General features: G+C 60.2%; 26 protein-coding genes. 9 read left to right on the forward strand and 17 right to left on the reverse strand.

The genetic code is table 11. The features are described 5' to 3' along the window. Nucleotides 1–50: 50 nt before the first annotated feature. Nucleotides 51–584 (forward strand): AAA family ATPase, encoded by a 534-nt coding sequence (locus ACPYOP_RS06400; RefSeq protein ID WP_481409554.1) that lies wholly within the window; start codon nucleotides 51–53, stop codon nucleotides 582–584. 12 nt (nucleotides 585–596) lie between these two features. Here the strand turns inward: ACPYOP_RS06400 and ACPYOP_RS06405 are convergent, their stop codons facing one another. Continuing rightward, nucleotides 597–842, reverse strand: a complete 246-nt coding sequence (locus ACPYOP_RS06405; RefSeq protein ID WP_481409555.1) for a DUF1127 domain-containing protein — start codon at nucleotides 840–842, stop codon at nucleotides 597–599. Between the two features lie 105 nt (nucleotides 843–947). On the opposite strand from ACPYOP_RS06405, the gene ACPYOP_RS06410 reads away from it, so the two are divergent. The 4 genes from ACPYOP_RS06410 to ACPYOP_RS06425 all read left to right on the forward strand — a co-directional run bounded on the left by ACPYOP_RS06410 (nucleotide 948) and on the right by ACPYOP_RS06425 (nucleotide 5,739). Next, nucleotides 948–2,366 (forward strand): aminotransferase-like domain-containing protein, encoded by a 1,419-nt coding sequence (locus tag ACPYOP_RS06410; RefSeq protein ID WP_481409556.1) that lies wholly within the window; start codon nucleotides 948–950, stop codon nucleotides 2,364–2,366. Between the two features lie 120 nt (nucleotides 2,367–2,486). Next, a complete protein-coding gene (locus tag ACPYOP_RS06415; RefSeq protein WP_481409557.1) occupies nucleotides 2,487–3,089 on the forward strand; it encodes an acyloxyacyl hydrolase in 603 nt (200 codons plus the stop codon). A gap of 170 nt (nucleotides 3,090–3,259) precedes the next feature. Then, nucleotides 3,260–5,491 carry a phosphoribosylformylglycinamidine synthase subunit PurL gene (gene purL / locus ACPYOP_RS06420; RefSeq protein ID WP_481409558.1) on the forward strand — a complete coding sequence of 744 codons (2,232 nt, stop codon included), beginning with the start codon at nucleotides 3,260–3,262 and terminating at the stop codon, nucleotides 5,489–5,491. A 14-nt stretch (nucleotides 5,492–5,505) separates the two neighbouring features. After that, nucleotides 5,506–5,739: a BolA family protein gene (locus tag ACPYOP_RS06425; protein WP_004108912.1), complete on the forward strand. Its 234-nt coding sequence runs from the start codon at nucleotides 5,506–5,508 to the stop codon at nucleotides 5,737–5,739. Here ACPYOP_RS06425 and ACPYOP_RS06430 read toward each other — a convergent pair. Then, the gene (locus tag ACPYOP_RS06430) at nucleotides 5,725–6,924 is read right to left on the reverse strand and encodes a hypothetical protein (RefSeq protein ID WP_481409559.1); all 1,200 of its coding nucleotides are present in this window, start codon (nucleotides 6,922–6,924) and stop codon (nucleotides 5,725–5,727) included. The genes ACPYOP_RS06425 and ACPYOP_RS06430 overlap by 15 nt on opposite strands. 217 nt (nucleotides 6,925–7,141) lie before the next feature. Then, entirely contained in the window at nucleotides 7,142–7,444 is a 303-nt protein-coding gene (locus ACPYOP_RS06435; protein WP_481409560.1) for a hypothetical protein, read from the reverse strand. A gap of 383 nt (nucleotides 7,445–7,827) precedes the next feature. Here ACPYOP_RS06435 and grxD point away from each other — a divergent pair, with 383 nt between their 5' ends. The 3 genes from grxD to ACPYOP_RS06450 all read left to right on the forward strand — a co-directional run bounded on the left by grxD (nucleotide 7,828) and on the right by ACPYOP_RS06450 (nucleotide 10,830). Next, the gene (gene grxD, locus ACPYOP_RS06440) at nucleotides 7,828–8,163 is read left to right on the forward strand and encodes a Grx4 family monothiol glutaredoxin (protein ID WP_481409561.1); all 336 of its coding nucleotides are present in this window, start codon (nucleotides 7,828–7,830) and stop codon (nucleotides 8,161–8,163) included. A gap of 137 nt (nucleotides 8,164–8,300) precedes the next feature. Beyond that, nucleotides 8,301–9,533: a multidrug effflux MFS transporter gene (locus ACPYOP_RS06445; RefSeq protein WP_481409677.1), complete on the forward strand. Its 1,233-nt coding sequence runs from the start codon at nucleotides 8,301–8,303 to the stop codon at nucleotides 9,531–9,533. A gap of 13 nt (nucleotides 9,534–9,546) precedes the next feature. Further along, a complete protein-coding gene (locus ACPYOP_RS06450) occupies nucleotides 9,547–10,830 on the forward strand; it encodes a multidrug effflux MFS transporter (RefSeq protein WP_481409562.1) in 1,284 nt (427 codons plus the stop codon). A gap of 16 nt (nucleotides 10,831–10,846) precedes the next feature. On the opposite strand, the gene ACPYOP_RS06455 is transcribed toward ACPYOP_RS06450, so the two are convergent. The 14 genes from ACPYOP_RS06455 to ACPYOP_RS06520 all read right to left on the reverse strand — a co-directional run bounded on the left by ACPYOP_RS06455 (nucleotide 10,847) and on the right by ACPYOP_RS06520 (nucleotide 23,370). Further along, complete coding sequence (locus ACPYOP_RS06455; RefSeq protein WP_481409563.1) at nucleotides 10,847–11,779, reverse strand: adenylate/guanylate cyclase domain-containing protein; 933 nt, start codon at nucleotides 11,777–11,779, stop codon at nucleotides 10,847–10,849. Between the two features lie 118 nt (nucleotides 11,780–11,897). After that, on the reverse strand, nucleotides 11,898–12,722 hold the full coding sequence (locus tag ACPYOP_RS06460) for an inositol monophosphatase family protein (RefSeq protein WP_481409564.1): 825 nt from the start codon (nucleotides 12,720–12,722) through the stop codon (nucleotides 11,898–11,900). Nucleotides 12,723–12,738: 16 nt separating this feature from the next. Beyond that, nucleotides 12,739–13,566, reverse strand: a complete 828-nt coding sequence (locus tag ACPYOP_RS06465; protein WP_481409565.1) for an inositol monophosphatase family protein — start codon at nucleotides 13,564–13,566, stop codon at nucleotides 12,739–12,741. A 73-nt stretch (nucleotides 13,567–13,639) separates the two neighbouring features. Continuing rightward, complete coding sequence (gene ttcA / locus ACPYOP_RS06470) at nucleotides 13,640–14,530, reverse strand: tRNA 2-thiocytidine(32) synthetase TtcA (protein ID WP_481409566.1); 891 nt, start codon at nucleotides 14,528–14,530, stop codon at nucleotides 13,640–13,642. Between the two features lie 73 nt (nucleotides 14,531–14,603). Next, nucleotides 14,604–15,533: a glutaminase gene (locus tag ACPYOP_RS06475; protein ID WP_481409567.1), complete on the reverse strand. Its 930-nt coding sequence runs from the start codon at nucleotides 15,531–15,533 to the stop codon at nucleotides 14,604–14,606. 72 nt (nucleotides 15,534–15,605) lie between these two features. Continuing rightward, the gene (gene rpsD, locus ACPYOP_RS06480; RefSeq protein ID WP_149636283.1) at nucleotides 15,606–16,223 is read right to left on the reverse strand and encodes a 30S ribosomal protein S4; all 618 of its coding nucleotides are present in this window, start codon (nucleotides 16,221–16,223) and stop codon (nucleotides 15,606–15,608) included. Nucleotides 16,224–16,446: 223 nt separating this feature from the next. Continuing rightward, nucleotides 16,447–17,178: a hypothetical protein gene (locus ACPYOP_RS06485; protein WP_481409568.1), complete on the reverse strand. Its 732-nt coding sequence runs from the start codon at nucleotides 17,176–17,178 to the stop codon at nucleotides 16,447–16,449. Between the two features lie 96 nt (nucleotides 17,179–17,274). Beyond that, the gene (locus tag ACPYOP_RS06490) at nucleotides 17,275–17,610 is read right to left on the reverse strand and encodes a hypothetical protein (protein ID WP_481409569.1); all 336 of its coding nucleotides are present in this window, start codon (nucleotides 17,608–17,610) and stop codon (nucleotides 17,275–17,277) included. A 69-nt stretch (nucleotides 17,611–17,679) separates the two neighbouring features. Further along, nucleotides 17,680–19,197, reverse strand: coding sequence for a helicase HerA domain-containing protein (locus ACPYOP_RS06495; RefSeq protein ID WP_481409570.1), 1,518 nt, complete (start codon nucleotides 19,195–19,197; stop codon nucleotides 17,680–17,682). A 130-nt stretch (nucleotides 19,198–19,327) separates the two neighbouring features. Beyond that, nucleotides 19,328–20,473, reverse strand: coding sequence for an alpha-hydroxy acid oxidase (locus tag ACPYOP_RS06500; RefSeq protein WP_481409571.1), 1,146 nt, complete (start codon nucleotides 20,471–20,473; stop codon nucleotides 19,328–19,330). 85 nt (nucleotides 20,474–20,558) lie between these two features. Continuing rightward, nucleotides 20,559–21,023 carry an N-acetyltransferase family protein gene (locus ACPYOP_RS06505; protein ID WP_481409572.1) on the reverse strand — a complete coding sequence of 155 codons (465 nt, stop codon included), beginning with the start codon at nucleotides 21,021–21,023 and terminating at the stop codon, nucleotides 20,559–20,561. A 2-nt stretch (nucleotides 21,024–21,025) separates the two neighbouring features. Beyond that, nucleotides 21,026–21,826 carry a glutamate racemase gene (murI, locus tag ACPYOP_RS06510; protein WP_481409573.1) on the reverse strand — a complete coding sequence of 267 codons (801 nt, stop codon included), beginning with the start codon at nucleotides 21,824–21,826 and terminating at the stop codon, nucleotides 21,026–21,028. Further along, a complete protein-coding gene (locus ACPYOP_RS06515; RefSeq protein WP_481409574.1) occupies nucleotides 21,807–22,649 on the reverse strand; it encodes an RNA methyltransferase in 843 nt (280 codons plus the stop codon). The genes murI and ACPYOP_RS06515 overlap by 20 nt, the downstream gene beginning before the upstream one ends. Nucleotides 22,650–22,767: 118 nt before the next feature. Then, nucleotides 22,768–23,370, reverse strand: coding sequence for a hypothetical protein (locus ACPYOP_RS06520; RefSeq protein ID WP_481409575.1), 603 nt, complete (start codon nucleotides 23,368–23,370; stop codon nucleotides 22,768–22,770). Between the two features lie 222 nt (nucleotides 23,371–23,592). Between ACPYOP_RS06520 and ACPYOP_RS06525 the strand changes: the two genes are divergently transcribed. Next, a complete protein-coding gene (locus ACPYOP_RS06525; protein ID WP_481409576.1) occupies nucleotides 23,593–24,807 on the forward strand; it encodes an NADP-dependent isocitrate dehydrogenase in 1,215 nt (404 codons plus the stop codon). Nucleotides 24,808–24,837 lie beyond the last annotated feature (30 nt).

Genomic DNA, 24,837 nt, shown 5'->3' on the forward strand with positions numbered 1-24,837 from the left:
GACATCCTGCGCCGGCGCACCACGTCCCCACACCCTCAGGGATCATTGTCATGGACAGGTTTGTCATTCTTTCCGGCTGCTCCGGCGGCGGGAAATCCACTTTGTTGGAAGCGTTCAAGCGCCGTGGTCACAAGGTCATTGAAGAGCCGGGACGACGTATCGTCGCCGAGGAACTGGAAGGCGACGGTTTGGCCTTGCCTTGGGTGGATGCACCGGCATTTGCGCGCCGGGCAATCGCCATGTCGCTTGCCGATCGCGAGAAAGCGCTAGCGCTTCCGGGGATTGTCTTCTTCGATAGAGGCCTGATCGACGCCGCATCGGCGCTCGAGCATATGACGGGCGAGCCCGTGCTGGCTTCGCTCAGCCAGTTGCATCGCTACAACAGCCACGTCTTCCTGACGCCGCCTTGGCCGGAGATCTATGTCGGCGACCGCGAACGGCGGCACGATTTTGCAACGGCGGTCGCGGAGTATGACCGGCTGAGTGCAGCCTATCCCGCGCTCGACTACGAAGTCCACGTGCTGCCGAAAATAGGCGTCGAGGAACGCGCCGATTTCGTTTGTCCCGTTCTGGGGCTCGACTAGACCGGTTACCGCTCACTCCCAGAAAAACGACTTCTTTGCTTCCGTCGCCGCCTCGTGCCGTGTCAGGCCGATGTCGCGCAGCTGATCATCCGTCAGGCCTCGCAAGACCCAGCGGCTCTCGCGCTTCTCCAGCCAATGCAGATAGACGGCCCAAAGCCGGAGCACCGGATGCGGCTTTGGCTGTGCCGCCCGGACTTTTACAGCTGCCAGGGACGCCTCTTGCGCCTCGGTCGAACGGATTGCATCTATTGTACTCATCCTCATTCTCACATGATGGTGACAATTTTCGCGTACCGGGCCAAACGATACAAATTGACTCATAAACTTGACTCTATGACAGAGACAATCTAGGAAATTGTCATTATGACAAATTGGCTGCCTGACATTTCAAGCGGGACCGGTCCGGTCTACATCCGCGTCGCCGACAGTATCGAGAATGCGATCACGCACGGCGTTCTGCCGCCCGGCACAAAATTGCCGCCGCAGCGCAATCTTGCCTATGACATCGGCGTCACCATCGGCACGGTAAGCAGGGCCTATGCGCTCGTGCATGAACGCGGCCTTGTGGCCGGCGAAGTCGGCCGCGGCACCTATGTGCTGGAACGCTCGAACGGCAAGCAGATCGAGCTCGTTGATCCGATCACGCAGGCGCTTTCCGGCACCCGCGGCCTGAATACGCCGGAAGCCAAGATCCGCTTCGATACAACTGCCGCGCCCGATATCGGCCAGGGCGTGATTATCGGCAAGCTCTTCGCCGATATCAGCAGCGAGCATCAGACGGAAATCTCCTCCTATTCGCGGAATTTCCCAGCAAGCTGGTTCCAAGCAGGACAAATCTGGCTCTCTCGCAACGGCTGGAAGCCGGCAATCGATACAATCGTGCCGACGCTCGGCGCCCACGCGGCCGCCATCGCGGTCATTTCGGCCGTTACGTCACCGGGCGACAAGATCGTCTTTGAGAACCTCACCTATACGCAGATCAGCCGCGCCGCACGCCTCCTCGGGCGCCGCTCGATCCTGGTGGATTCAGACGAGCACGGCATGATCCCGGAGGATTTCGAGCGCCTGTGCCAGCAGCAGCATCCGCGCCTCGCCTTCATGATGCCGACGGCCCATAATCCCACACTGGTGACAATACCGGAATCCAGACGCCGGGCGATCGCCGCCATTGCGCGCCGGCACAGCGTCTGGCTGATCGAGGACGACCTCTATGGTGGCATGACCGGCGACCCAAACCCGCTCATGGCCGCCATCGCGCCGGAACGGACCTTCGTGGTCAGCAGCCTGTCGAAGTCGGTGACCGCGGGCGTACGCGGCGGCTGGGTCGCCTGTCCGCCGCATTTTGCCCAGCGTATCAAGGTCACCCACAAGATGACGACCGGCGGCCTGCCCTTCATTCTGGCGGAAACCTGCGCCCGGCTCGTACTCGGCGGTCACGCACTGGAATTGCGCCGCAGATCGGTCGAAGAGATCAAGGCCCGCGAACTGATCGCGCGCGAGGCGCTGGCGGGTTTCGAGTTCAACTCGCATCCGCATCTGCCGTTCCTGTGGCTGAAGCTGCCCGAGCCCTGGCTCTCGGGCACATTCAAGAACGCCGCCCTCGCCGAGGGGGTGCTGATCGATGATGAAGACGAGTTCAAGGCAGCGCGAATCGAACGGGTTTTCCACAGGGTCCGCGTCGCCTTTTCCTCACCGCCACAGCGAGAAGATGTCGTGGCCGGCTTCATGATATTGCGTAGGTTGTTGGAAAACGGCTCATCGACATACGATAGTCACATTTAAGCAAGTCTTATCAATTTATCGACAAACATCTTGCGGAAATACTATTGCGTCGTCTCGACTCTTAGCATCCTACCATTCTATCAATAGGTCAGGATTCGCCCGCTACACTAGGGGGAGTGCATGGCTATTGCAGGCTATTTAAGCAAGCGTTTAGTTACGAGTTTTCTGGTAGTCAGTTCCGTATTCATAGCAGATCAATCCATCGCAGCCGCCGCAGACACGGCTGCGGTTGCCCCTCAAGCCAAGATCTTCGACGAATTGCGCTTCGGCGCGAGTGGATCGGTTCAGAGCGGATATGATCACGAGAATGGCGTGTTTCCGGATGTCCAGGTGCTGTTCAATCCGTTCGGCTACAATCCGACCGCCGATTGGAAAGATCAGCTGACCCATCCGCGCATTCATCTGGGAACCTCGATCGGCACGGGCGGTTCGGCGACGCAAGTCTATGGCGGCCTTTCCTGGACGCTGACGCACAGCAACGGCATCTTCACGGAAGTCGGCTTCGGTGGCACAGTGCACACTGGCAATCTTGACGATTGGCAGGATCATGGCCCGATGCTTGGTTGTCGCCTGCTATTCCACGAATATGCCGGCCTCGGCTACAATTTCGACAGCCACTGGAACGTGATGGCGCAGATCGCGCATGCATCGCACGCCAATCTTTGTGACGGCCCCAATGGCGGCATGACGCGCGCAGGCGTCATGGTCGGCTACAAATTCTGATCTTGCGCGGCGGTCACCGATGGCCGCGCACATGACTTCTACATCGTGAATGCCGGCGTGTTGTGAACGCCGGTGATTTTCCTGTCGCACGACAGGGAGACTTGCGCTAAAGAGACCCCGATCCCTGACCGGCCTTCAAACCCTTTACAGGCAAGGACACTCGAGCGCCCATGACCATTTCCAATTCGATCCAGATCACCCCCGAACTGATTGCCGCCCACGGCCTGAAGCCGGATGAGTATCAGCGCATTCTGGATCTGATCGGCCGCGAGCCCACCTTCACCGAGCTCGGCATCTTTTCGGCCATGTGGAACGAGCACTGCTCGTACAAGTCCTCCAAGAAGTGGCTTCGCACTTTGCCGACCAAGGGACCGCGCGTCATCCAGGGCCCCGGCGAAAATGCCGGTGTTGTTGATATCGATGACGGCGATTGCGTCGTCTTCAAGATGGAGAGCCACAACCACCCTTCCTATATCGAGCCCTATCAGGGTGCGGCCACAGGCGTCGGCGGCATCCTGCGCGACGTCTTCACCATGGGCGCCCGCCCGATCGCCGCCATGAACGCGCTGCGTTTCGGCGAGCCGGACCACCCAAAGACCCGCCATCTCGTCTCCGGCGTCGTTGCCGGCGTCGGCGGCTACGGTAATTCATTCGGTGTTCCGACTGTCGGCGGCGAAGTCGAATTCGACGCGCGCTACAACGGCAATATCCTGGTCAACGCCTTCGCGGCCGGTCTCGCCAAGTCCAACGCGATCTTCCTGTCGGAAGCCAAAGGCGTCGGCCTGCCCGTCGTCTATCTCGGCGCCAAGACCGGCCGCGACGGCGTCGGCGGCGCAACCATGGCGTCGGCCGAGTTCGACGAATCGATCGAGGAAAAGCGCCCCACCGTTCAGGTCGGCGACCCCTTCACCGAAAAATGCCTGCTGGAAGCCTGCCTGGAACTGATGCAGACGGGCGCCGTCATCGCCATCCAAGACATGGGTGCGGCCGGCCTCACCTGCTCCGCCGTCGAAATGGGCGCCAAGGGCGACCTCGGCATCGAGCTCGAACTCGACAAGGTGCCGGTGCGCGAAGAGCAGATGACCGCCTATGAAATGATGCTGTCGGAAAGCCAGGAGCGCATGCTCATGGTGCTGCAGCCTGAAAAGGAAGCCGTGGCCAAGGCGATCTTCGTCAAATGGGGCCTGGATTTCGCCATCGTCGGTAAGACGACGGATGATCTGCGTTTTCGCGTCATTCATCAGGGCGAGGAAGTCGCCAACCTGCCGATCAAGGATCTCGGCGATCAGGCTCCGGAATATGACCGCCCCTGGCGGGAATCCGACAAGCGCGCCGCCCTGCCCGCCGATCTGGTAGCTGCCCCGGAAGATTACGGCCAGGCGCTGCTGACGCTCGTCGGCTCCGCTAACCAGTCCAGCCGCCGCTGGGTCTACGAGCAGTATGACACCCTGATCCAGGGCAATTCGCTGCAGCTTCCAGGTGGTGACGCCGGCGTCGTCCGCGTCGAAGGCCACCCGACCAAGGCTCTGGCCTTCTCTTCGGACGTCACCCCGCGCTATGTCGAAGCCGATCCCTTCGAAGGCGGCAAGCAGGCCGTGGCCGAATGCTGGCGCAACATCACCGCAACCGGCGCCGAGCCGCTGGCCGCGACCGACAACCTGAACTTCGGCAATCCGGAAAAGCCCGAGATCATGGGCCAGCTCGTCGGCGCCATCAAGGGCATCGGCGAAGCGTGCCGCGCGCTGGATTTCCCGATCGTCTCGGGCAACGTCTCGCTCTACAACGAGACCAATGGCGTCGCGATCCTGCCGACCCCCACAATTGCGGGCGTTGGCCTGCTGCCGGATTGGAAGGCCATGGCACGCATCGGCTCCGCTTCAGACGGTGACCACGTTTTGATGATCGGCGTCGACGGCAGCCATCTCGGCTCCTCGATCTATCTGCGCGATATTATTGGCTTGAGCGATGGCCCGGCTCCGGAAGTTGATCTCTTTGCCGAGCGCCGCAACGGCGATTTCGTCCGCTCGGCCATCCGCAACGGTCAGGTCACGGCCTGCCATGACATCTCGTCCGGCGGCTTGGCGCTCGCTCTTGCCGAAATGGCGATGGCATCCCGCAAGGGTCTGCGCGTCGACCTCGCGGAATGCAAGACGTTGCCGCATGCAGCGCTTTTCGGTGAGGATCAGGCCCGCTACGTCATCGCCGTGCCGGCCGATGTCGCCGATTTCGTCTGCATCAATGCGGAAAGCGCCGGCATACCGTTCCGTCGCCTCGGAACCGTCGGTGGCGATGCGCTTGCCATCGATGGTCTGTTAACGCTTCAGGTTGAACAGTTGCGCGAGGCGCATGAATCGTGGTTTCCTGCCTTCATGGATGGCGGCTCGCTCGCCGCTGCTGAATAATCGAGGTACCACTTATGCCCATGAACCCCGGCGATATCGAAGACATGATCAAGGCCGGCATTCCCGGCGCCAAGGTGACGATTCGCGACCTGGCCGGGGATGGCGATCACTATGCTGCCGAAGTTGTCGCGGAAGCCTTCCGCGGCAAGAGCCGCGTGCAGCAGCACCAGATGGTCTATGATGCCCTTAAGGGCAATATGGGCGGCGTGCTGCACGCCCTTGCGCTGCAGACGTCAGCGCCCGACTGAGACCGCCTGCTTTTCTTCGCCGGAGTTGAACGCCAGCTCCGGCAGTTTCTTCGAGGAAAACTCGGCGAAATCCGAAGCCGGCAGCGGACCGGCTGTTATCAGCGTGAAATCGAAGAAGGCCTTCACGTCGGGACCGAGCACATATTGCCGGTGCACCCGCAGGAAATCGCGCTTGATTTTCTTGTAATGCTTCTCCGACAGCATCTGCTTGAAGCGCACGAACAGGATCGAAGCCTGCTCGGCATCCGTATGCCCGCAGACAGCGGCGACCTTCGCCTTATAGAAGTGAATAGCATCGGTCAGACAATGAACGTCGAGCCAGAAAATCTCCTTGCAGCGTGCGATCAACCCGACACGCGAACGCAGCACGGATGCCGACCGCATGAGGGCGCATTGCAGGATGGCGCTGCCGAGCGTCATGAACACCACGCGCTTGCCCTGCAGCAGTTCCGGCTCCCGCTCGAGCAGCAGGCCGATCACATGAGTAGCGACGGACGAGCCCATGCTATGTGAGGAAATGACGAATTCGTCGATATCGGGCTCATCGAGGGCCTGACGCACGCTGATCGCGCTCGCTTCCAGCCATTGCTTCGCGCCGAGCCCGTTCAGTCCCGCCATCGCCACGGCCATTTCCCAGTCGGAGAAAAGATGCAGGGTATGCAGCTTCTCCGCCTGCGGCAGAAATACATAGACGAAGAAAGCGACGGCCAGCGCAATGCTGCCGATATGGCTCCAGCTCGGCAGCCCGAACACGAACGGCGTGAAGGCGATGGCAAGGCTGATCAGCAGCCCCGCGAGAATCAGCAGGAAGGGAAAGACGAAAAACAGGCCGAAGCGCCAGGCGTGACGGAAATAACCGACCATCCCGCCCGAAGCGGCAACCTTTGCGGCGGCAAGATATCCCTGCAAGAGCCGCGTAAAGAACGGCCTGCCGTTCAAGGCTGAGACCAGATCGTTGTGATCGACGATATGAACGCGGCTCTGCGTTTGCCAATCCGCAGCCGTCGCGGTTACATCGAAACAGGGTGCCCGGCCGAAATTCCGCAGCTCGTCGACGGAGACCGAAAAATCCCAGACAGCAGCGCTCTGCCGTGCCGAACGCTCGTAGCGAGCCCGATGCGCCGCCGCGTCCAAAGGCTCGAAACCAGGGAAGTGGAGAACCACCCTCTTCTTGATATTATTCATCTGGCAGTCTGTCCCTGGGCGCACGAGCGGCATCGAAAATACTTGAAATCGCCAAAACCACGGGCTGCGGGCTTTTTCATGGCGGCGCCCACAATTCATCTGAACATAAAAAGATTGAAATCAAGTGTTTATGATCGTTCTCGTCGGCGGGAAGGAAAACGCTCATAGGTGCCATCCGACTTGCCGCCGCACCACACGGTGACAAGAACGCGATAGATCAGCATTCACGGCCGGGATAGGGAGAACTGTCGGCACAAGGGTCCGAAGGCGGCGCGATCATGATCTTTTGAACGATCGGCGGCACCGTTGGTTGCGGTGTCGGGGCAGTCGCAGCGCGGTAGCCGAAGGCAATGCTCAAAACGAGCACGATGGCACAGACGGTCACGGCGCTGTTCAGAATGGAAGCCCTTGGCGTGCGCACATGTTCATAATATTCCCGCTCGCCGTCGCTCGTTTCCTCCGAACTGTAAAATTCCCGCTCTTCACCAACCTGCCCGTCGGAATAGTGATGGTGGCTCATGGTGTCCGCTCCCTCAAAATACGAATGCAATGCCGACAAGGGACCGATACGCGCCAAATCGCATCAATCGACAAACTCTAACAAACATACCGGCCGTTTGTAAATTAAGTAGCGGCCTAATATTAACAGTCCCTTGCTTCGAATTTTCATTTGTGTTGTTCAGGCTCGGAGTTGAAGAGGCGTTTTCAAAACGCACTGTTCAGAAAAAATTGCCAATGAGCGGTTTCAGCCATCTTTCTTAACCGCTGATGCCGGAAATCCATTCATGCGATGAAAAAGAGAAGGCGTGCGTTTTGCCGCTGGAAATCGCTCCTGTCGCTTGCTATTTAAGGAACAGATTTAACGCTGCGGACCTTGACCCCGCATGTGAAAGGAACTGGACAATGAGCGGAATTCACGAATTCATCGAAAACGAAGTCAAGAACAACGACGTCGTTCTTTTCATGAAGGGCACGCCCCAGTTCCCGCAGTGTGGCTTCTCCGGCCAGGTGGTCCAGATTCTCGATTATGTCGGCGTCGACTACAAGGGCATCAACGTCCTTGCCGATGCCGAGATCCGTCAGGGCATTAAGGACTATTCCAACTGGCCGACCATTCCGCAGCTCTATGTAAAGGGCGAGTTCATCGGCGGCTGTGACATTGTGCGTGAAATGTTCCAGGCGGGCGAGTTGCAGCAACACCTCCAGGAACACGGCATCAGCGTTCGCGGCGCCGCCTGACCGGGCACCGGGCTCCGTCCGGTTTCCATAGTTCAATTTGATCGAAAAGGCGCTGCCACCGGGCGGCGCCTTGACATGTTTATGGGAATAAAACCGTGACGACCACATCCCAGGCTATGTCCCATGGGCAGCTGCCCATGGGCAAACGCGAGTTCATCGCACTCGCGGCCTTCCTGATGGCGATCAACTCGCTCGCGATCGACATCATGCTTCCGGCCTTGCAGCAGATCGGCTCCAGCCTCGGCGTGATGAACGAGAATCACCGCCAGTATGTGGTGACGGCCTATCTGATCGGCTTCGGCTCAGCGCAGCTCATCTACGGTCCCCTGTCGGATCGTTTCGGCCGCCGCTTGCCTTTGCTGATCGGCATTACCGTCTACGTCGTCTCCGCCTTCGGTATTGCCCTTATTCCGTCCTTTGCCGGCCTGCTCCTCCTGCGCTTCATCCAGGGTCTCGGATCGGCGGCGACACGGGTCATCACCATTTCGATCGTTCGCGACGTCTTCGGCGGCCGCCTGATGGCCGAGGTCATGTCGCTGATCATGATGGTCTTCATGATCGTGCCCGTCATCGCGCCCGGAAGCGGCCAGATCATCTTGCTGGTCAGCACCTGGCACATGATCTTCGTCTTCATCGGCACCATGGCGACACTCGTCGGCCTCTGGATGTACTTTCGCCTTCCCGAAACGCTGAAGCCGGAAAACGTCCGGCCTCTGACGGTCAAATCCGTCGCGGCGGGTTTCCGCATCGTCCTGACGAACCGCGTGGCGCTCTGTTACACACTTGCCAGCACGTTCCTGTTCGGGGCCCTGTTCGGCTTCATCAACTCGGCGCAGCAGATCTACAGCGGCATTTACGGGCTCGGTGTCTATACGCCTGTCGCTTTTGGCGGCGTCGCGCTGTTCATGGCCTTGTCATCCTTCATCAATTCGCAGCTCGTCGGCCGTTTCGGCATGCGGCGACTGTCGCATGCGGCGCTGCTCGGCTTCTCCGTCGTTACCTTCATCTGGATGATCGTCCAGCTCTACGGCCCGGCGCCGATGCCCTTCCCGCTCTTCATGATCTTTTTCGCGCTGGCGATGTTCCAGTTCGGCTGGATCGGCTCCAATTTCAACTCGCTCGCCATGGAGCCGCTCGGTCACGTCGCCGGAACCGCCTCCTCGGTGCTCGGCTTCATGAGCACGGTCGGCGGCGCATCGATCGGCGCCGGCATCGGCCAATATTTCAACGGCACGGCGACGCCGATGGTGATCGGCTATTTCACCGTGTCGCTGATCGGCTTGATGTTCGTGCTGATTGCCGAAAGGGGGCGCCTTTTCCGCCCGCACAATGCGCCGCCTCCGGCCGACCAATCCCTCGCTTTGCATTGACAGGCATATTCAAATGACAACCGCGCCACAGTCTCAATCGCCGGAACAATCCGGCTCCAACCGCATCGGCCTCGGCATCGTGGAATTCATCCTTATGATCGCCCTGATGACGGCCAGTATCTCCATGGGCATCGACAGCATGCTGCCAGCGCTGCCGAACATCGGCCAATCGCTTCATGTCGCCAACCCGAATGACACGCAGCTCGTCATCGGCGTCTATTTTCTGGGATTCGGCATCTGCCAGCTCTTCTTCGGCAGCCTGTCGGACACCTATGGCCGCCGCCGCATCCTGCTCGGCGGCCTCGCCTTCTACACAGTGACGCTGTTTGCGGCGGCCTGGAGCGGCAATCTCTTCGCGCTGCTCGTCCTGCGCTTTGCCCAGGGTGTCGGCGCCGCGGCCGTGCGCATCACGACGCTTGCGATCGTGCGCGACTGCTTCGGCGGGCGCGAAATGGCCCGCGTCATGTCCTATGTCATGATCGTCTTCATGATCATGCCGATGGTTGCACCCTTCGTCGGTCAGGTGATCGTTGCCTATTCAAATTGGCAATGGATTTTCATCCTGCTCGGCATCGCCAGCGCCGGCCTGTTCCTGGTCGCCTTCTTCCGCATGAAGGAAACGCTTTCCGCCGAGGAGCGCCTGCCGCTTTCGGTCGCCTCCGTCTTGTCCGGCTTCAAGACGGTGCTGACCAACCGCATCACCTGCGGCTACATGATCGGCCTGACGCTCTATACCGGCGTCGTCTGCGCCTACATCGTCTCCGTGCAGCAGGTTTTTGGCGAAGTCTACGGCCTTGGGGACACGTTCCCGATCGCCTTTGCGGCAACGGCAGCCGGCACCGCCGTGGCGCAGTTCGCCAACGGCTATTTTGTTCGCAGCTTCGGCATGCGCCGTATCTCTCATGCCGCCATGATCGTTTTCACCGTCCTTGGTGCTATCGGCTATATCGTCGGCATGTTCGGCCAACCAAGCTTCACCTTCATCTATATCCTGATTTCCGTAATGCTGATGATGTTCGCCGTCATCACCACCAACTGCATGGCGATCAGCTTGGAGCCGATGGGGCATCTGGCGGGTACGGCAGCCGCCATCACCAGCTCGATCTCCACGACCGTCGGCGTTCTTATCGGCGGCGTCGTCGGCCAGATGTTCGATGGTACGGCGCAGCCGCTGCTTGCCGGCTTCACCGTATTCGGTGCGCTATCGATCGTCGCGACGCTTTGGGCGGAACGTGGCAAGCTCTTCACCCATCCGGGCGATGCTCCGACGCTGGAGCCGGGCATGGGCCACGTCTGACGACGTGGTTCCTTCCTTACGCGCCGCTGCGCGGGCGGCTGACCCAGCGCAGCGCCGCGGCGATCGCGAGCCCGAACAGCGGCCAGACCGCCCACGGCGTACCGTGCCAGGTGAAGAGATTGATCGCGACGATGCCGATGCCGGTGACGACAAGGCTGGCAATCGCCATATCGACCTGCTTGTTGCCACGAAGGACGCGATAGGCCGAGACCCACAGAATGATCAGTATCGGCCATTTTGCCCAGAACTCGCCATCCCAGGTCAGCGCATTGAGTACGGCAAGGCCGATACAGATGATCAACGGAGTGCCGTAGTTAAGCCGCCAGTCCTGCAACACAGATCCCCTCGCCGCTATCTCGGGCGCCCGCGCCGGAGCTGGGTCCGGGCTGGATCGATAGTCTGGGGTGGTGGCATCGACCACCTGCACGCTGCCGATCCGCACCGCGTAGCTCGGCACGCCGCCCTCGATATTCTTGACATCGAGCTGACCGAGAAAATCGAAGCCGACCGCCACCTTGTTGCGGACCTGGTCGTAAACCGTGTTGGAGATGACGATGCCGCCCGGCACCGCGCGAGACTGCAGCCGCGCGGCAATATTGACGCCATCGCCATAGAGATCGTCACCGTCGGCGATCACATCTCCAAGGTTGAGACCGATGCGGAAGAGCATCTGCTTGTCGGGATCGCTGCCGGAATTATAACCGGCAATCTCGTTTTGCGTGTCGATTGCCGCGCGCACTGCTTCGACGACACTTGGAAATTCGGCAAAAACGCCATCGCCCCAGGTATTGATGACCCGGCCGCCATGCGCCTCGATCAGCCGTTTCATCGCCTCGCGGTAGCGGCGAAGGGTCGAAAGCGTGCCCTCCTCGTCTTTCCCCATGAGGCGCGAATAATCCTGCACGTCGGCGCAGAAGATGGTGGTCAGCTTGCGGCTCGTCTCGGACATTGGTCTTCATCCTCGCGGCAAGCACCGACCAGGGCTCTTGCCTGTTGGAGCAAAGATAGCCTTCCAGGTGCCACTTTCCAAGTGGGGCATTCCCGACAATCCGACAGCAAAAACCCGCTTAGACGGTGAAGACCTCACGCCGCAGCAATTCCCAGGTATCCTTGTCCACCGCAATCAGCAGCCCGCCGTCGAGGTGGCGCGGCAAATAGGGCGAGCCATCGAAACGGCGGACATAGGCACCGGCTTCGGCCGAGATCAGCGATCCCGCCAGATGATCCCAGGGCATCAGCTTGTTGTACATGAGATAATGCACATAGCCGCCGGCAAGCGTGCGATATTCATGAGCCGCGCATCGATAGCAGGTCGTGTAGCGCACCTTGGCGAGGTTACCCATGATCTCCGCACGCTTTTCCTTGGGAAGAAAGCCTGTGGCCGCCATGCCCACCAACTCTTCCAGTGCAACCGGCTGAGACGTGTTCAGGCGCAGCATCTCGCCATCGGGCCGGCGCAGCCATGCACCGCTGCCACGCTCCGCCAACACCCAATCGTCTCCCATCGGATCGAAGATGATGCCGGCCACCGTTTCCCCCTTGGAGACGACCGAGGCCATGACGCCGAAGGCCGGAATGCCGGCTGCGAAATTGAACGTGCCGTCGACGGGATCGACGATGATGGCAAGATCGGCATCCGCCAGCTTCCCGAGCAGCGCCGGATCCGCCGCGACCGATTCCTCGCCGATGAAAAGCGCGTCGGGCCAGAGCCGCGAAACCTCGGCCTTGATCATGCGCTCCGCACGTTCGTCGGCTTCCGTCACCAGATCGGTCGCCTCGCTCTTGGCGCGGATATCGTCGCTGCCGAGCCTGCGGAAACGCGGCAGGATCTCCGTCTGTGCTGCGCGGCGCAGCACATGAGCAAGGGTGGTAACGTCAACGAGCGATGTCATGCTTTGTCCTTTCCCGTCAGGCGCCGATGATGTCGCGACGAATCATCCGCCAGCTTTCCTCATCCGGCGCAGAAATAATGCCGCCCACCGTTTCGCCGGGCCTGTAAGGCGTGCCATCGAATTTGGCGGTATGGCCGCCGGCTTCCTGGTGTGCCAGTACGCCGGCAAGATGATCCCAAGGCATCAGCTTGGAATGGCCGATGAAGTGCCATTTGCCTGAAGCCACCATCCAATATTCGTAAGCCGAGCAGTTCATCGAGAATGCCATGCGCGTCTTCGCCATGTTGGCGCTGATGCGGGACCTGTCTGGCTCCTCCATATGTCCCCAGGATATGGCGCCCGTCATTGCGCTCAAGGGAGCAGGGGCGGCAACGGAAAGCCGCCTCGCCTGCCCCGTTCGCCGGCGTAGGAAAGTACCCGAACCCTTCATGGCGGTGACAGTGTCGCCGAGAACGGGATCATGGATGACGCTGGCGATCGTCTCACCATTGGCGACCACGGCCACAATCGTGCCGAATACCGGCAGGCCAGCCGCGAAATTGAAGGTGCCGTCCACCGGATCGATAGTAAAGGCCAGCTCCGCATGCGCCAGAGCGGGCACGACTGATTTGTCGGCCTCATAGGCCTCTTCGCCAACGATAAGGGCAGCCGGGAAACGCGTCTTCAGCGCCGCGGTGATATGCTTTTCGGCAAGCAGATCGGCCTCGGTCACCAGATCAATAGCTGAAGTCTTTTCCGATATGTCGCCGGCGGCCAAGTTGCGGAAGCGCGGGAGGATTTCCTGGGCCGCCGCCTCGGCGACAATCGTCATCAGAAAGTCGAAATCTGTATCGGAGAACGTCATCGGAGGCCTTTGCTTTGGAAGGACCCCTCTTATGCCCGATTCGATGACGATGGTGTGGCAAAACCACTTAATTTCAGTCGGTTCGCCCCGAAGACGATCCGTCGGTCATCAAGCCAGCGAAATCGAACAGTTTCGGGTCGAGCAGATGCGATGGATTCACATGCGCCAGCGCGCGCAGCATCGTGTCCTTGCGGCCCGGCATGCGACGCTCGATATCGGCAAGCATGTCCTTCATGGCGTTGCGCTGCAAGCCGTCCTGCGAGCCGCAGAGGTCGCAGGGAATGATCGGAAACTGCATGGCGGTCGCAAACTTGGCAAGATCGTCCTCAGCCGCATAGGCGAGCGGGCGCAGCAGCATCAGATCGCCCTCGTCATTGAGCAGCTTCGCCGGCATGGAGGCCAGCCGGCCGCCATGGAAAAAGTTCATGAAGAAGGTTTCGAGAATATCCTCGCGGTGATGGCCAAGCACCAGCGCGTCGCAGCCCTCCTCGCGGGCGATGCGATAGAGATTGCCGCGGCGCAGGCGCGAACAGAGCGAGCAATAGGTTGCGCCCTCCGGTACCTTCTCCTTCACGATCGAATAGGTGTCGCGATATTCGATGCGATGGGCAACGCCGATCTTCGTCAGATATTCGGGCAATATATGCTTCGGGAAATTCGGCTGGCCCTGATCGAGGTTGCAGGCGACCAGCTCCACCGGCAGCAGGCCGCGCCATTTCAGATCAAGGAGCAGCGCCAGCAGACCATAGGAATCCTTGCCGCCTGACAGCCCGACGAGCCAGCGCTTCTGGCCCTTCAGCATCTGGAAATCATCCATTGCCTGACGCACCTGCCGCAACAGGCGCTTGCGCAGCTTGTTGAAGGAAACCGATCGCGGCGCATCGAGGAACATCGGATGCACGCCGGAGCCGCCGTCCTCAGCCTCGATATCGATTTCGTCCATGACAACAGTCGCGATATTCATTCCGTCATCCCCAACGCCGCACAGTCATATCTCGCCACGCTGATAGCAGAAAGTGGCACGAGAAGACACCGTATCAATCACCGAACACGGACCAGCCGGTACGCGCCGCCAGCATTTCCAGCGCCACCGCGCCGAGCTGCGAATTGCCGACCTTGTTAAGCCCTGGCGACCAGACAGCAATGGAGCCGATGCCGGGCGCAACAGCCAGGATACCGCCGCCGACACCACTCTTGCCTGGCAGGCCGACATGATAGGCGAAGTCGCCGGAACCGTCATAATGGCCGCAGGTCAGCATCAGCGCATTGATGCGCCGTGCTCGCTTCGGCGAGACGACGGAATGCCCGGTGATCGGATTGCTGCCGCGCGCGGCAAGATAGAGCCCCGCCTTGGCAAGCTGCTGGCAGCTCATGGAAAGCGCGCATTGATGGAAATAGACACCGAGCACATGCTCGACCGGATGGTGAAGATTGCCATAGGCACGCATGAAATTAGCAAGCGCGAAATTGCGATAGCCCGTCTGCGTCTCCGATCGCGCGACCTTGTCATCGATGCTGATCGCTTCGTCGTCGGCCACATAGCGCACAAAACGCAGCAGCTCGCCGATCGCCTCACGCGGCTCGTGTCCCGCCAGCACGACGTCGCTGATGGCGATAGCACCCGCATTGATGAAGGGATTGCGCGGTATGCCCTCCTCGCGCTCCAGCTGGACGATGGAGTTGAAGGCCGTGCCGGACGGTTCGCGTCCCACACGATTCCACAAGCTCTCGCCGACTTTGCCCAGCGCCAGGGTCAGCATGAAGACCTTGGAGATACTCTGGATGGAGAAAGGAACGCCGGCGTCACCGATGCTGTAGACATCGCCGTTGACCGTAGCGATCGCCATGCCGAACTGCTTCGGATCGACCTTTGCCAGTTCCGGAATGTAATCGGCAACCTTGCCCTCGCCGATGCGTGGCGCAAGTTCCGCATGAATACCGTCGAGAATGGCCTGCAAATCCGTCATGAGACGCTCCAAAGGCAAAAAAGCCGCTCGAACCGAGCGGCTTTTTCATTCATCAAGAAAGTTATCCGCTTATTAACGCGAATAGAATTCGACGACCAGCTGCGGCTCCATGACGACGGCGTACGGCACGTCGGCAAGGGTCGGAACGCGAGCGAAGGTCGCTACCATCTTGTTGTGGTCGGCTTCGATGTAGTCCGGAACGTCACGCTCAGCAAGACCAACCGATTCCAGAACGATCACGAGCTGCTTGGACTTTTCGCGAACTTCGATGACGTCGCCAGCCTTGCAGCGGTACGAACCGATGTTGACACGAACGCCGTTGACCGTGACGTGGCCATGGTTGACGAACTGACGGGCTGCGAAGACGGTCGGAACGAACTTGGCGCGGTAGACGATCGCGTCGAGACGCGATTCGAGCAGGCCGATCAGGTTTTCCGAGGTATCGCCCTTGCGGCGGTTGGCTTCGTCGAAGGTGGCGCGGAACTGCTTTTCACGCAGGTCGCCGTAGTAGCCCTTCAGCTTCTGCTTAGCGCGCAGCTGCACGCCGAAGTCGGAAAGCTTGCCCTTGCGGCGCTGGCCGTGCTGACCAGGGCCGTATTCGCGGCGGTTTACCGGGGACTTCGGACGGCCCCAGATATTTTCGCCCATACGGCGGTCAATTTTGTACTTGGACGATTCGCGCTTGCTCATCGCATTTCCTTTCAAGTGTTATGGCGGCTCGTTGCCGAACCGCGAAGGAAACACGCCCTCCTCTGAACTCCATTTTCGAGCTCTGACAGGCTTCTCACATTAGCGAATGGAGGAGCCACGGGACATGTCAAATGAAACACCGGACATTTCTGCCCGGCGTTGGCGCGGTCTGTAAGGGGTCGTCATGAAAATGTCAACAGCAGGAGCGGCGAGAAGCGCAGTTTCATTCCACATTCCCGATGCCGCGCCATTCCTCCGGCACATCCGGTAACGACGGCATCAGATCCGGCTCGGATGTCGCCTTTCGAAACTGCACGCCGTCTTCGTTCAAGGCGGATATCTGAACGGGGATGCCGCTCGCGTTGACCGCAAGCAGACCGACTATGTCCGGCCGCGTCGATCGAATGTAGCGCTCCGCTCTCTCCAGCACCCCGACAAGCCTGTCGCGAATGACGCTGGCCGTAAAATCGACCGGAAGACCTTTCACGGAATCGTAATCGTCTGTCGAAACCGATAGCCCTCTTCGCCGAATTTCATCGATTATCCTGATTGGAGAATAATGCGGCGGTTTTCCCGAAGCTGCCATGACGACGGCGCCAAGCGGAGACAACCTGTCGTCAATCATCAACAAATCAACGAAATCTCGCGGCCTTGTCCGGGTTGATGCCGCCAGAACCTTGTTCACTGCAAGATCCGCTGGATGAAGCCTCGCACCCCATTCCTCGTCTCGGATAAGCGGGAAAAAACGGGTTCGAGATTCGCTCATCCATTGAATGAGCGTATTCTCCTGTGCCTTGGAGACTTCCGCCTCGACGCAGCCATAGACATTGACCTCGACATAAACGCGGAAACCATCATCTCTTAGCGTTTCCATGTCGCGCTCGGCGACGGGGCCGATTTCCTCGTCGGTATCTTGAAAGATATCGATATCGTCGGATAGGCGAGGCCAATTCATATTGAGGACAACCCCACCTGCGATATAGCTGGTATCCGAGCGATTTTTCGCGATGGAAGCCATAATCTCTTTTTGCAGCTTCGTCAGCGCCATCACTTACCGCCCGATCTCGTCAAGCATGCGACGCCCTATGGCAAAGGCGCGTGCATCGCCGCGCTCCATCAAGGCGTTGGCAATCACCTTCGCCTTCTGCGCCAAATCCGGCAATCGATCCAGATCAATATTGTCAAGAAGGCGAGTGCCGTAGCGGTCAAGCGCTTCTTCGATATCCTCTCGGAGCCGTTCTTTTCTCTGCCGATATTCGGCACGCATTTCCGCTGCTTGCGATAGGATATCATTGCGGCGCGCTGCCGGAATCAGAACCTCCACCCTCACTAGGTCAGACGCTCCACCACTTTCCCTATATCGCTGGATCCTGTCGCGCGCGGCCATGAATTCATCTCCTGCAGAGACAAAATATAAGCGTATCCGGGATACGGATCAAGAGCGCCGCATAAGCAGCTATTCCGCCGCCGCCTGCTCGCTACCATCCAGATCGGGCGCATTGGCATCGCCCGGAGCCGTCTGCGACCCCATATCCGGGAATGCAACGATGCGCTTGCCCGAGAAATCCGTGTGCACGACGACGCTGCCCTGCTCCTCGAAATAGCTCAGCAGTCGGCGCGCGCGACGGGCCGAATGGGTGCCGTAGGCGCGGGCGATGCGGGCATCGGAGGGACAAGGCTCGCCGCTGATCGCGGCTTTCGCCAGCATCAGGAAGACGCCCTGCAGGTCATCGGTAACGCTGGAGGAGAGCGAGAGTGCCGTTGCCCAGCGGTCAGTCGCCATCACCTCCTCATCCGCGCCGGAGCGCGCGATCGCCACGCGGCGGCGGAATTCCGACAGGCTCATGGGCGCACCGGGCACGCGGCGCATGCGCAAGCGAACGAGAAACTCCTGATAAAGCACTGAATCCGTGCGGAATCCCGAGGCCGGGTCATCGAGGATTTCCGACAGCACGGCGCTTACTCTCGCCTCGCGATCCTCGTTCGATAGTTCAGGCTGGCTGGCCTTCGGCTCAGCCGGAGCGGCGCTTGCCGCCGGGACGGAGCGGGAAAGCTCGGCCAAAATATCGGTCGTCGGACGCGGCGCCGGCGTGGTGCGGCGAACGACTGGCCGCGTGAACTCTTCCGGGTCCGGCGTGAAGATCAGATCTTCGACATCCTGCGGCGCGTCCGGCAGCGGCATCAGCTTGGGGCTGGAGGAACGCGCCGAGGTTTCCACCGTGCCGATGGCGATCGGCAGCGGCCGGCGCGAGAGGGCCGGTCCGAGCGCGACGAAATTGCCGCGTTTCAGGTCGCGGAACATTTCCGCCTGCCTGCGATCCATGCCGAGAAGGTCGGCGGCGCGGGCCATGTCGATATCGAGGAAGGTGCGGCCCATGAGGAAATTGGAAGCCTCGGCCGCGACGTTCTTGGCGAGCTTTGCGAGGCGCTGCGTGGCGATGACGCCGGCAAGACCGCGCTTTCGGCCACGGCACATCAGGTTGGTCATGGCGCCGAGCGACATCTTGCGCGCATCTTCCGAAACATCGCCGCCGACCGAGGGCGCAAACATCTGCGCCTCATCGACCACGACGAGAACCGGATACCAGAATTCGCGATCGGCATCGAACATGCCATTCAGGAAAGCGGCAGCGGCGCGCATCTGCTGCTCGATATCGAGCCCTTCCAGCGTCAGCACGCAGGAGACGCGATGCTGGCGGATGCGGTTGGCGATGCCGGCAAGCTCGGCTTCCGTGCGCTCGCCATCGACGACCACATGACCGAACTTATCGGCCAGGGTGACGAAATCGCCTTCCGGATCGATGATGACCTGTTGCACCCATTGCGCCGACTGCTCCAGCAGCCGCCGCAAGAGATGCGATTTTCCGGAGCCGGAATTGCCCTGCACCAGGAGACGCGTTGCCAGCAGCTCCTCGATATCGAGCTGGGCGCTGGTCCCGCCGGACGCCGTTCCCATGTCGATGCCGACCTGCAATGCACTTCCCCTATGAGCAAGAATCAAATGTGGATGCGTCCTATCTTTCTGAAAGGACGCGCCCTCGTCTAGCAAAGATTTCCAAGCTTCGCGCCCGTGGATTGAAAAAACCCACAGGCGATTGCGAGACCTATCTGAACCGCAGATTGGCGCGCGACAGCTCACTGACCGAGGTGCAGCCCATGAGCTTCATGTCGCGCTCGACTTCGGTGCGCAGATGCCTGAGCGCGCGCTCCACGCCAGCCTGCCCGGCAGCGGCCAGCGGATAGAGATAGAAACGTCCGAGCCCCACCGCCTTGGCGCCGAGCGACAGAGCCTTCAGCACATGCGTGCCGCGCTGGATACCGCCATCCATCATGACATCGATACGGTGGCCGACGGCATCGACGATCTCCGCCAGCTGATCGAATGCCGAGCGCGAGCCGTCCAATTGCCGGCCGCCATGGTTCGAGAGCACGATGCCGGTGCATCCGATATCGACCGCGCGCTTGGCGTCCTCGACCGACATGATACCCTTCAGGCAGAATTGCCCGTTCCAGTGCTTCACCATCTCGGCGACGTCGTTCCAGTTCATCGACGGATCAAGCATCTCGGTGAAATACTTGCCGATCGACATGGCGCCGCCGCTCATATCCACATGTTCATCGAGTTGCGGCAGGCGGAATTTCTCGTGGGTGACATAGTTCAGCGCCCAGGCCGGCTTGATGGCGAACTGGGTGAGCCCCGCCAGATTGAGCTTGAACGGAATCGAAAATCCGGTGCGAAGATCGCGCTCGCGATTGCCACCGGTGATGCTGTCGACCGTCAGCATCATCACGTTGACGCCGGCTTCCTTCGCGCGTTCCATCATCGCCCGGTTCAGCCCGCGATCCCTATGGAAATAAAACTGATAGACCTGCGGCCCCGCATGCTTCTTGCGGATGTCCTCGAGGCTGACAGTGCCGAGCGAGGAGACGCCGAACATAGTGCCGAGCGAAGAAGCCGCGGCCGCAACCGCATTCTCGCCCTGGTGATGGAACAGCCGCTGCAGCGCCGTCGGCGAGCAATAGAAGGGCGTCGCGAGCTTTTGTCCCATGACGGTGACAGACATGTCGATCTCGCTGACCCCGCGCAGGACGTTGGGAACGAGATCGCAGCTTTCGAAGCTCGACGTGTTTCGCCGCAGGGTCACCTCGTCGTCGGCTGCACCGTCGATATAGTTGAAGATCGGGCCGGGAAGACGCTTTTTCGCAAGAAGGCGAAAATCATGGAAGTTGTGGCACTCACGCAGACGCATGGCTTGCCTCGACGACACTGCTATCATTCTCAAAAGATATCAAACATCGACCTCCCAATATCCCGCCGCCCAGTCCGACCGTGAATTACAGCCGGTGCAAGCGCGCTTCCCATTTGTAAAGCACATCCGGCTCCTTTTCCTCATTGCCTGCTCCATCAGACTCGTCAACCACGAAGAAGCCGTGCTTTTCGTAAAAACGGCGCGCAGGTGCGTTTCTCTGGAACGTCCAGAGCGAAAGCACCGGATAGGCCGACTTGGCGATGTCGAGCAGGCGGCTGCCGATGCCGCGCTCTTGCGCCTCCGGCAGGACGTAAAGCTGATCGATCCAATCCTCAAGAAAGGCAATGACGCCGACCAGACGACCGCCCTCTTCCGCACCCCAGATCTGGCAATCCTTGAAAACAACAGCGCTCCAGAAACCGACATCCTCTTCCGGCGTATGAAGCCCGGCAAGCGTCGGCAGCCGTTCGTTGAAGGACGCGCGATGAACGGCCGCAGCCGCCGGCATGTCCGTGAGATCGAGTTTACGCAACGAAATCTTGTCAGTCATCATCAAGCCTTAAGCCCAAAGCCCTGCATCAGGCGGCGGGTGGGGAAATCCGGCGCACCGGAGGTGAAGACCGCAAAGTCGAAATTGTCGGGATGGACGGCGTCGGCCACCTGCGGCACCAGGCTGCGGGCACGCCTTGCGATCGCCTCTGCGGGATCGAGCCAGTCGACCGGCCATGGTGCGAGCCGGCGGAAGGTATTGGCCATGAAAGGATAATGCGTGCAGGCAAGCACGACGATATCGGTCTTGCGGCCATCCATCTCGACAAAGCACTGCGCAATCTCGGTCATCACATCCTCGTCGCTGACGGCATCGCCGCGAATATAGGCTTCCGCCAGGCGAGCCAGGTCCTGCGATCCGACGAGCCGCACATGGCATTGCGTGGCAAAGGACTGGATCAGGTCGCGCGTATAGGCGCGCTTGACGGTGCCCGGTGTCGCGAGCACCGAGACAAGGCCGGAGCGGGTCCGCTCGGCCGCCGGCTTGATCGCCGGTACCGTGCCCACGAACGTCATTTGCGGAAAGGCGGCACGAAGAGCGGCGCCGGCCAGCGTGAACGCCGTATTGCAGGCGATGATGCAGACTTCCGGATCATATTGCACGAGCAGCTTTGCGAAGAGATCGACGATCCGCTCCCTCAGCGCCCGCTCTTCCCAGCTGCCATAGGGAAAACCGGCATCGTCGGCGATATAGATGAAACCGCGCTCCGGCATCAGCACGCGCGCCTCGCGCAGCACGGTCAAACCGCCGATCCCTGAATCGAAGACAAGGATCGGTTTCAGCTCATTCGCCGCTGCTGTCATCGTTCGTGGTTTCCTTGGGTGCTTTGGAGGATCGGGGATGCGAGCCGCTGCCGCGCGGAAACTTCCGCGAGAAACGGTCGAGAGACGAGATCACCCCGCGCAAGACGCTGATTTCCTGTTCGGTGAACGCCCGGCGCGAGAGGACAGCCCGGAGATTGTCCACCATTTTCGGCTTTTTCCCGGCGGGATGGAAATAATTGCGCGCATCCAGCGCATCCTCGAGCTGGTCGAAAAGGCCGAAGAGCTGTTCCTTCGTCGAAGGCCGTTGCTCGAGCGCCTGGAAAGGCACGGCGCCGAGATCTTCCATGCCCGACTTCATCCACTCATAGGACATCAACAGCACTGCTTGAGCGATATTCAGCGAGGCGAAGGCGGGATTGACCGGGAATGTCACGACCTCGTCGGCCAGCGCCACTTCCTCGTTCGTCAGGCCCCAGCGCTCGCGCCCGAAAAGAATGCCGGTGCCCTCGCCCGCCTTGAATTTGGTACGAAGGGTCTCGGCGGCAACGACAGGCGAACGCACCGGCTTGTAGCCGTCCCGTTCCCGGGCTGTCGTCGCATAGATGAAATTGAGATCCGCGATCGCCTGCTCCAGCGTCTCGTAGACCTTCGTCGCCTCGATGATGTGATCCGCCTTCGAGGCGGTCGCCTGCGCCCTCTCGTTCGGCCAGCCGTCGCGCGGATTGACGAGGCGCAACTCGACAAGACCGAAATTCGCCATCGCGCGCGCCACCATGCCGATATTCTCGCCCATCTGCGGCGCGACCAGAATGATGGCTGGCCCTTCGGCCAGAAGTTGACGCTCGCTGTTCGTGCCTGCCATGATGCCTAAATCTCCGTGCGCGAACCCAGCCGCGCCAATTATGGGTCGCAATAGCGAGACACCAGCCGATCGGCAAGGTTTTTGCGCATCACTGGCCAAGCGAACCCAGGCCCGACTATTACGGCTTGGCCGGCTTCGGCTGATCCGTGGGCTGCGACTGCTGATCGGACGGCTGTTGCTGCTGCTGTTTGACGAGATCCTGCATCACGCTCTTGAGCGAGCTCGGATTGCCGTTGTCGTCGTTGGTGACGATATCGTCCACGACGGGCCGTCCGCCTTCCTCGATGACCTCGAAGCGCACGGTCGTCACCTTCTGGTAGTCGGCATCGGATCCCATGCAGGTGGATTTCTTGAAGCTCGCCAGCACTTCGATCGCATTGTTCTTGGGCGGCTGGGCGGCGATCTTCACGTCCTCCAGAGGACAGGCATCCTGCGCATTGACGATCACGTCATAGTCGAAAGGCGAGATACCATCCTCATCGGCAGCGGGAAACTGCGCTGCCGCCTGATATTTCGCCGCAAAATCCTTACTGTAGATATCCTTGAGCTTGCTCTCGTCGAAGATATCCTGCCAGTCGCTGTCCCCGCCTGCCCAGTTCGAAACGGCCGCGTCCATGATGGCTTTGACCGGCGCCGTCGCATCGGCGGCCAGTGCCGAATGTGCACCGAGGGAGAACTGAAAGAGCGTGAAGGCAAGCGCGGATGCGGCAAATTTCTGCATGACGTGATTCCGTAGTAACAGGCAAAACATGCGCGACATTAGTCCCATCGACCACTTTGGCAATGGCCGGATCGCAAAAAGCGGGTGATGCCAGGAATGATCAAAAACGCGATTCCTGAGGCTCTATCGGCTTTGCGTTCCGCACTTGCGGTGTTATAGCCCTCGGGACTTCACATTACTCACAGGACCATCCGGTCCCATCAGCTTAAACGAGGCAGAAGCATGAAGAAGATCAAGGTCGCTAACCCCGTTGCCGATCTCGATGGCGACGAAATGACTCGCATCATCTGGCAGCTCATCAAAGAAAAACTGATCTTCCCCTACCTCGATATCGATATCGACTACTACGACCTCTCGGTCGAAAACCGCGACGCCACCAACGACCAGGTCACCGTCGATGCCGCCAACGCCATCAAGAAGTACGGCGTCGGCATCAAGTGCGCGACGATCACGCCGGATGAAGCCCGCGTGAAGGAATTCAACCTCAAGGAAATGTGGAAGAGCCCGAACGGCACGATCCGCAACATCCTCGGCGGCGTCATTTTCCGCGAGCCGATCATCTGCAAGAACGTTCCGCGCCTCGTTCCGGGCTGGACCCAGCCGATCGTCGTCGGCCGCCATGCTTTCGGCGACCAATACCGCGCCACCGATTTCAAGTTCCCCGGCAAGGGCAAGCTGACCATCAAGTTCGTCGGCGAAGACGGCACGGTCATCGAGAAGGAAGTCTTCAACGCTCCCGGCGCCGGCGTCGCCATGGCCATGTACAACCTCGACGAGTCGATCCGCGAATTCGCCCGCGCCTCGATGATGTACGGCCTGATGCGCAAGTGGCCGGTCTACCTGTCGACCAAGAACACCATCCTCAAGGCCTATGACGGCCGCTTCAAGGACATCTTCGAAGAAGTCTACCAGGCCGAATTCAAGGCTCAATTCGACGAAGCCGGCATCACCTACGAACACCGCCTGATCGACGACATGGTCGCCTCCGCCCTGAAGTGGTCCGGCGGTTATGTCTGGGCCTGCAAGAACTACGACGGCGACGTCCAGTCCGACACGGTTGCCCAGGGCTTCGGCTCGCTCGGCCTGATGACCTCGGTTCTCTTGACGCCAGACGGCAAGACGGTCGAAGCCGAAGCCGCGCACGGCACGGTCACCCGTCACTACCGCCAGCACCAGAAGGGCCAGGAAACGTCTACGAACTCGATCGCCTCGATCTTCGCTTGGACCCGTGGCCTCGCTCACCGCGCCAAGCTCGACGACAATGCCGAACTCGCCAAGTTCGCCGCAACGCTTGAGAGGGTCTGCGTCGATACCGTCGAAGCCGGCTACATGACCAAGGACCTGGCACTGCTGATCGGCCCCGATCAGCCTTGGCTCTCGACCACCGCCTTCCTCGACAAGATCGACGAAAACCTCAAGAAGGCCATGGCTGCCTAAGCTATTCTTGCCGAACATGAGACCTTCGAC

The sequence above is a fragment of the Rhizobium sp. KNZ2-6A genome (genome assembly GCF_056755475.1).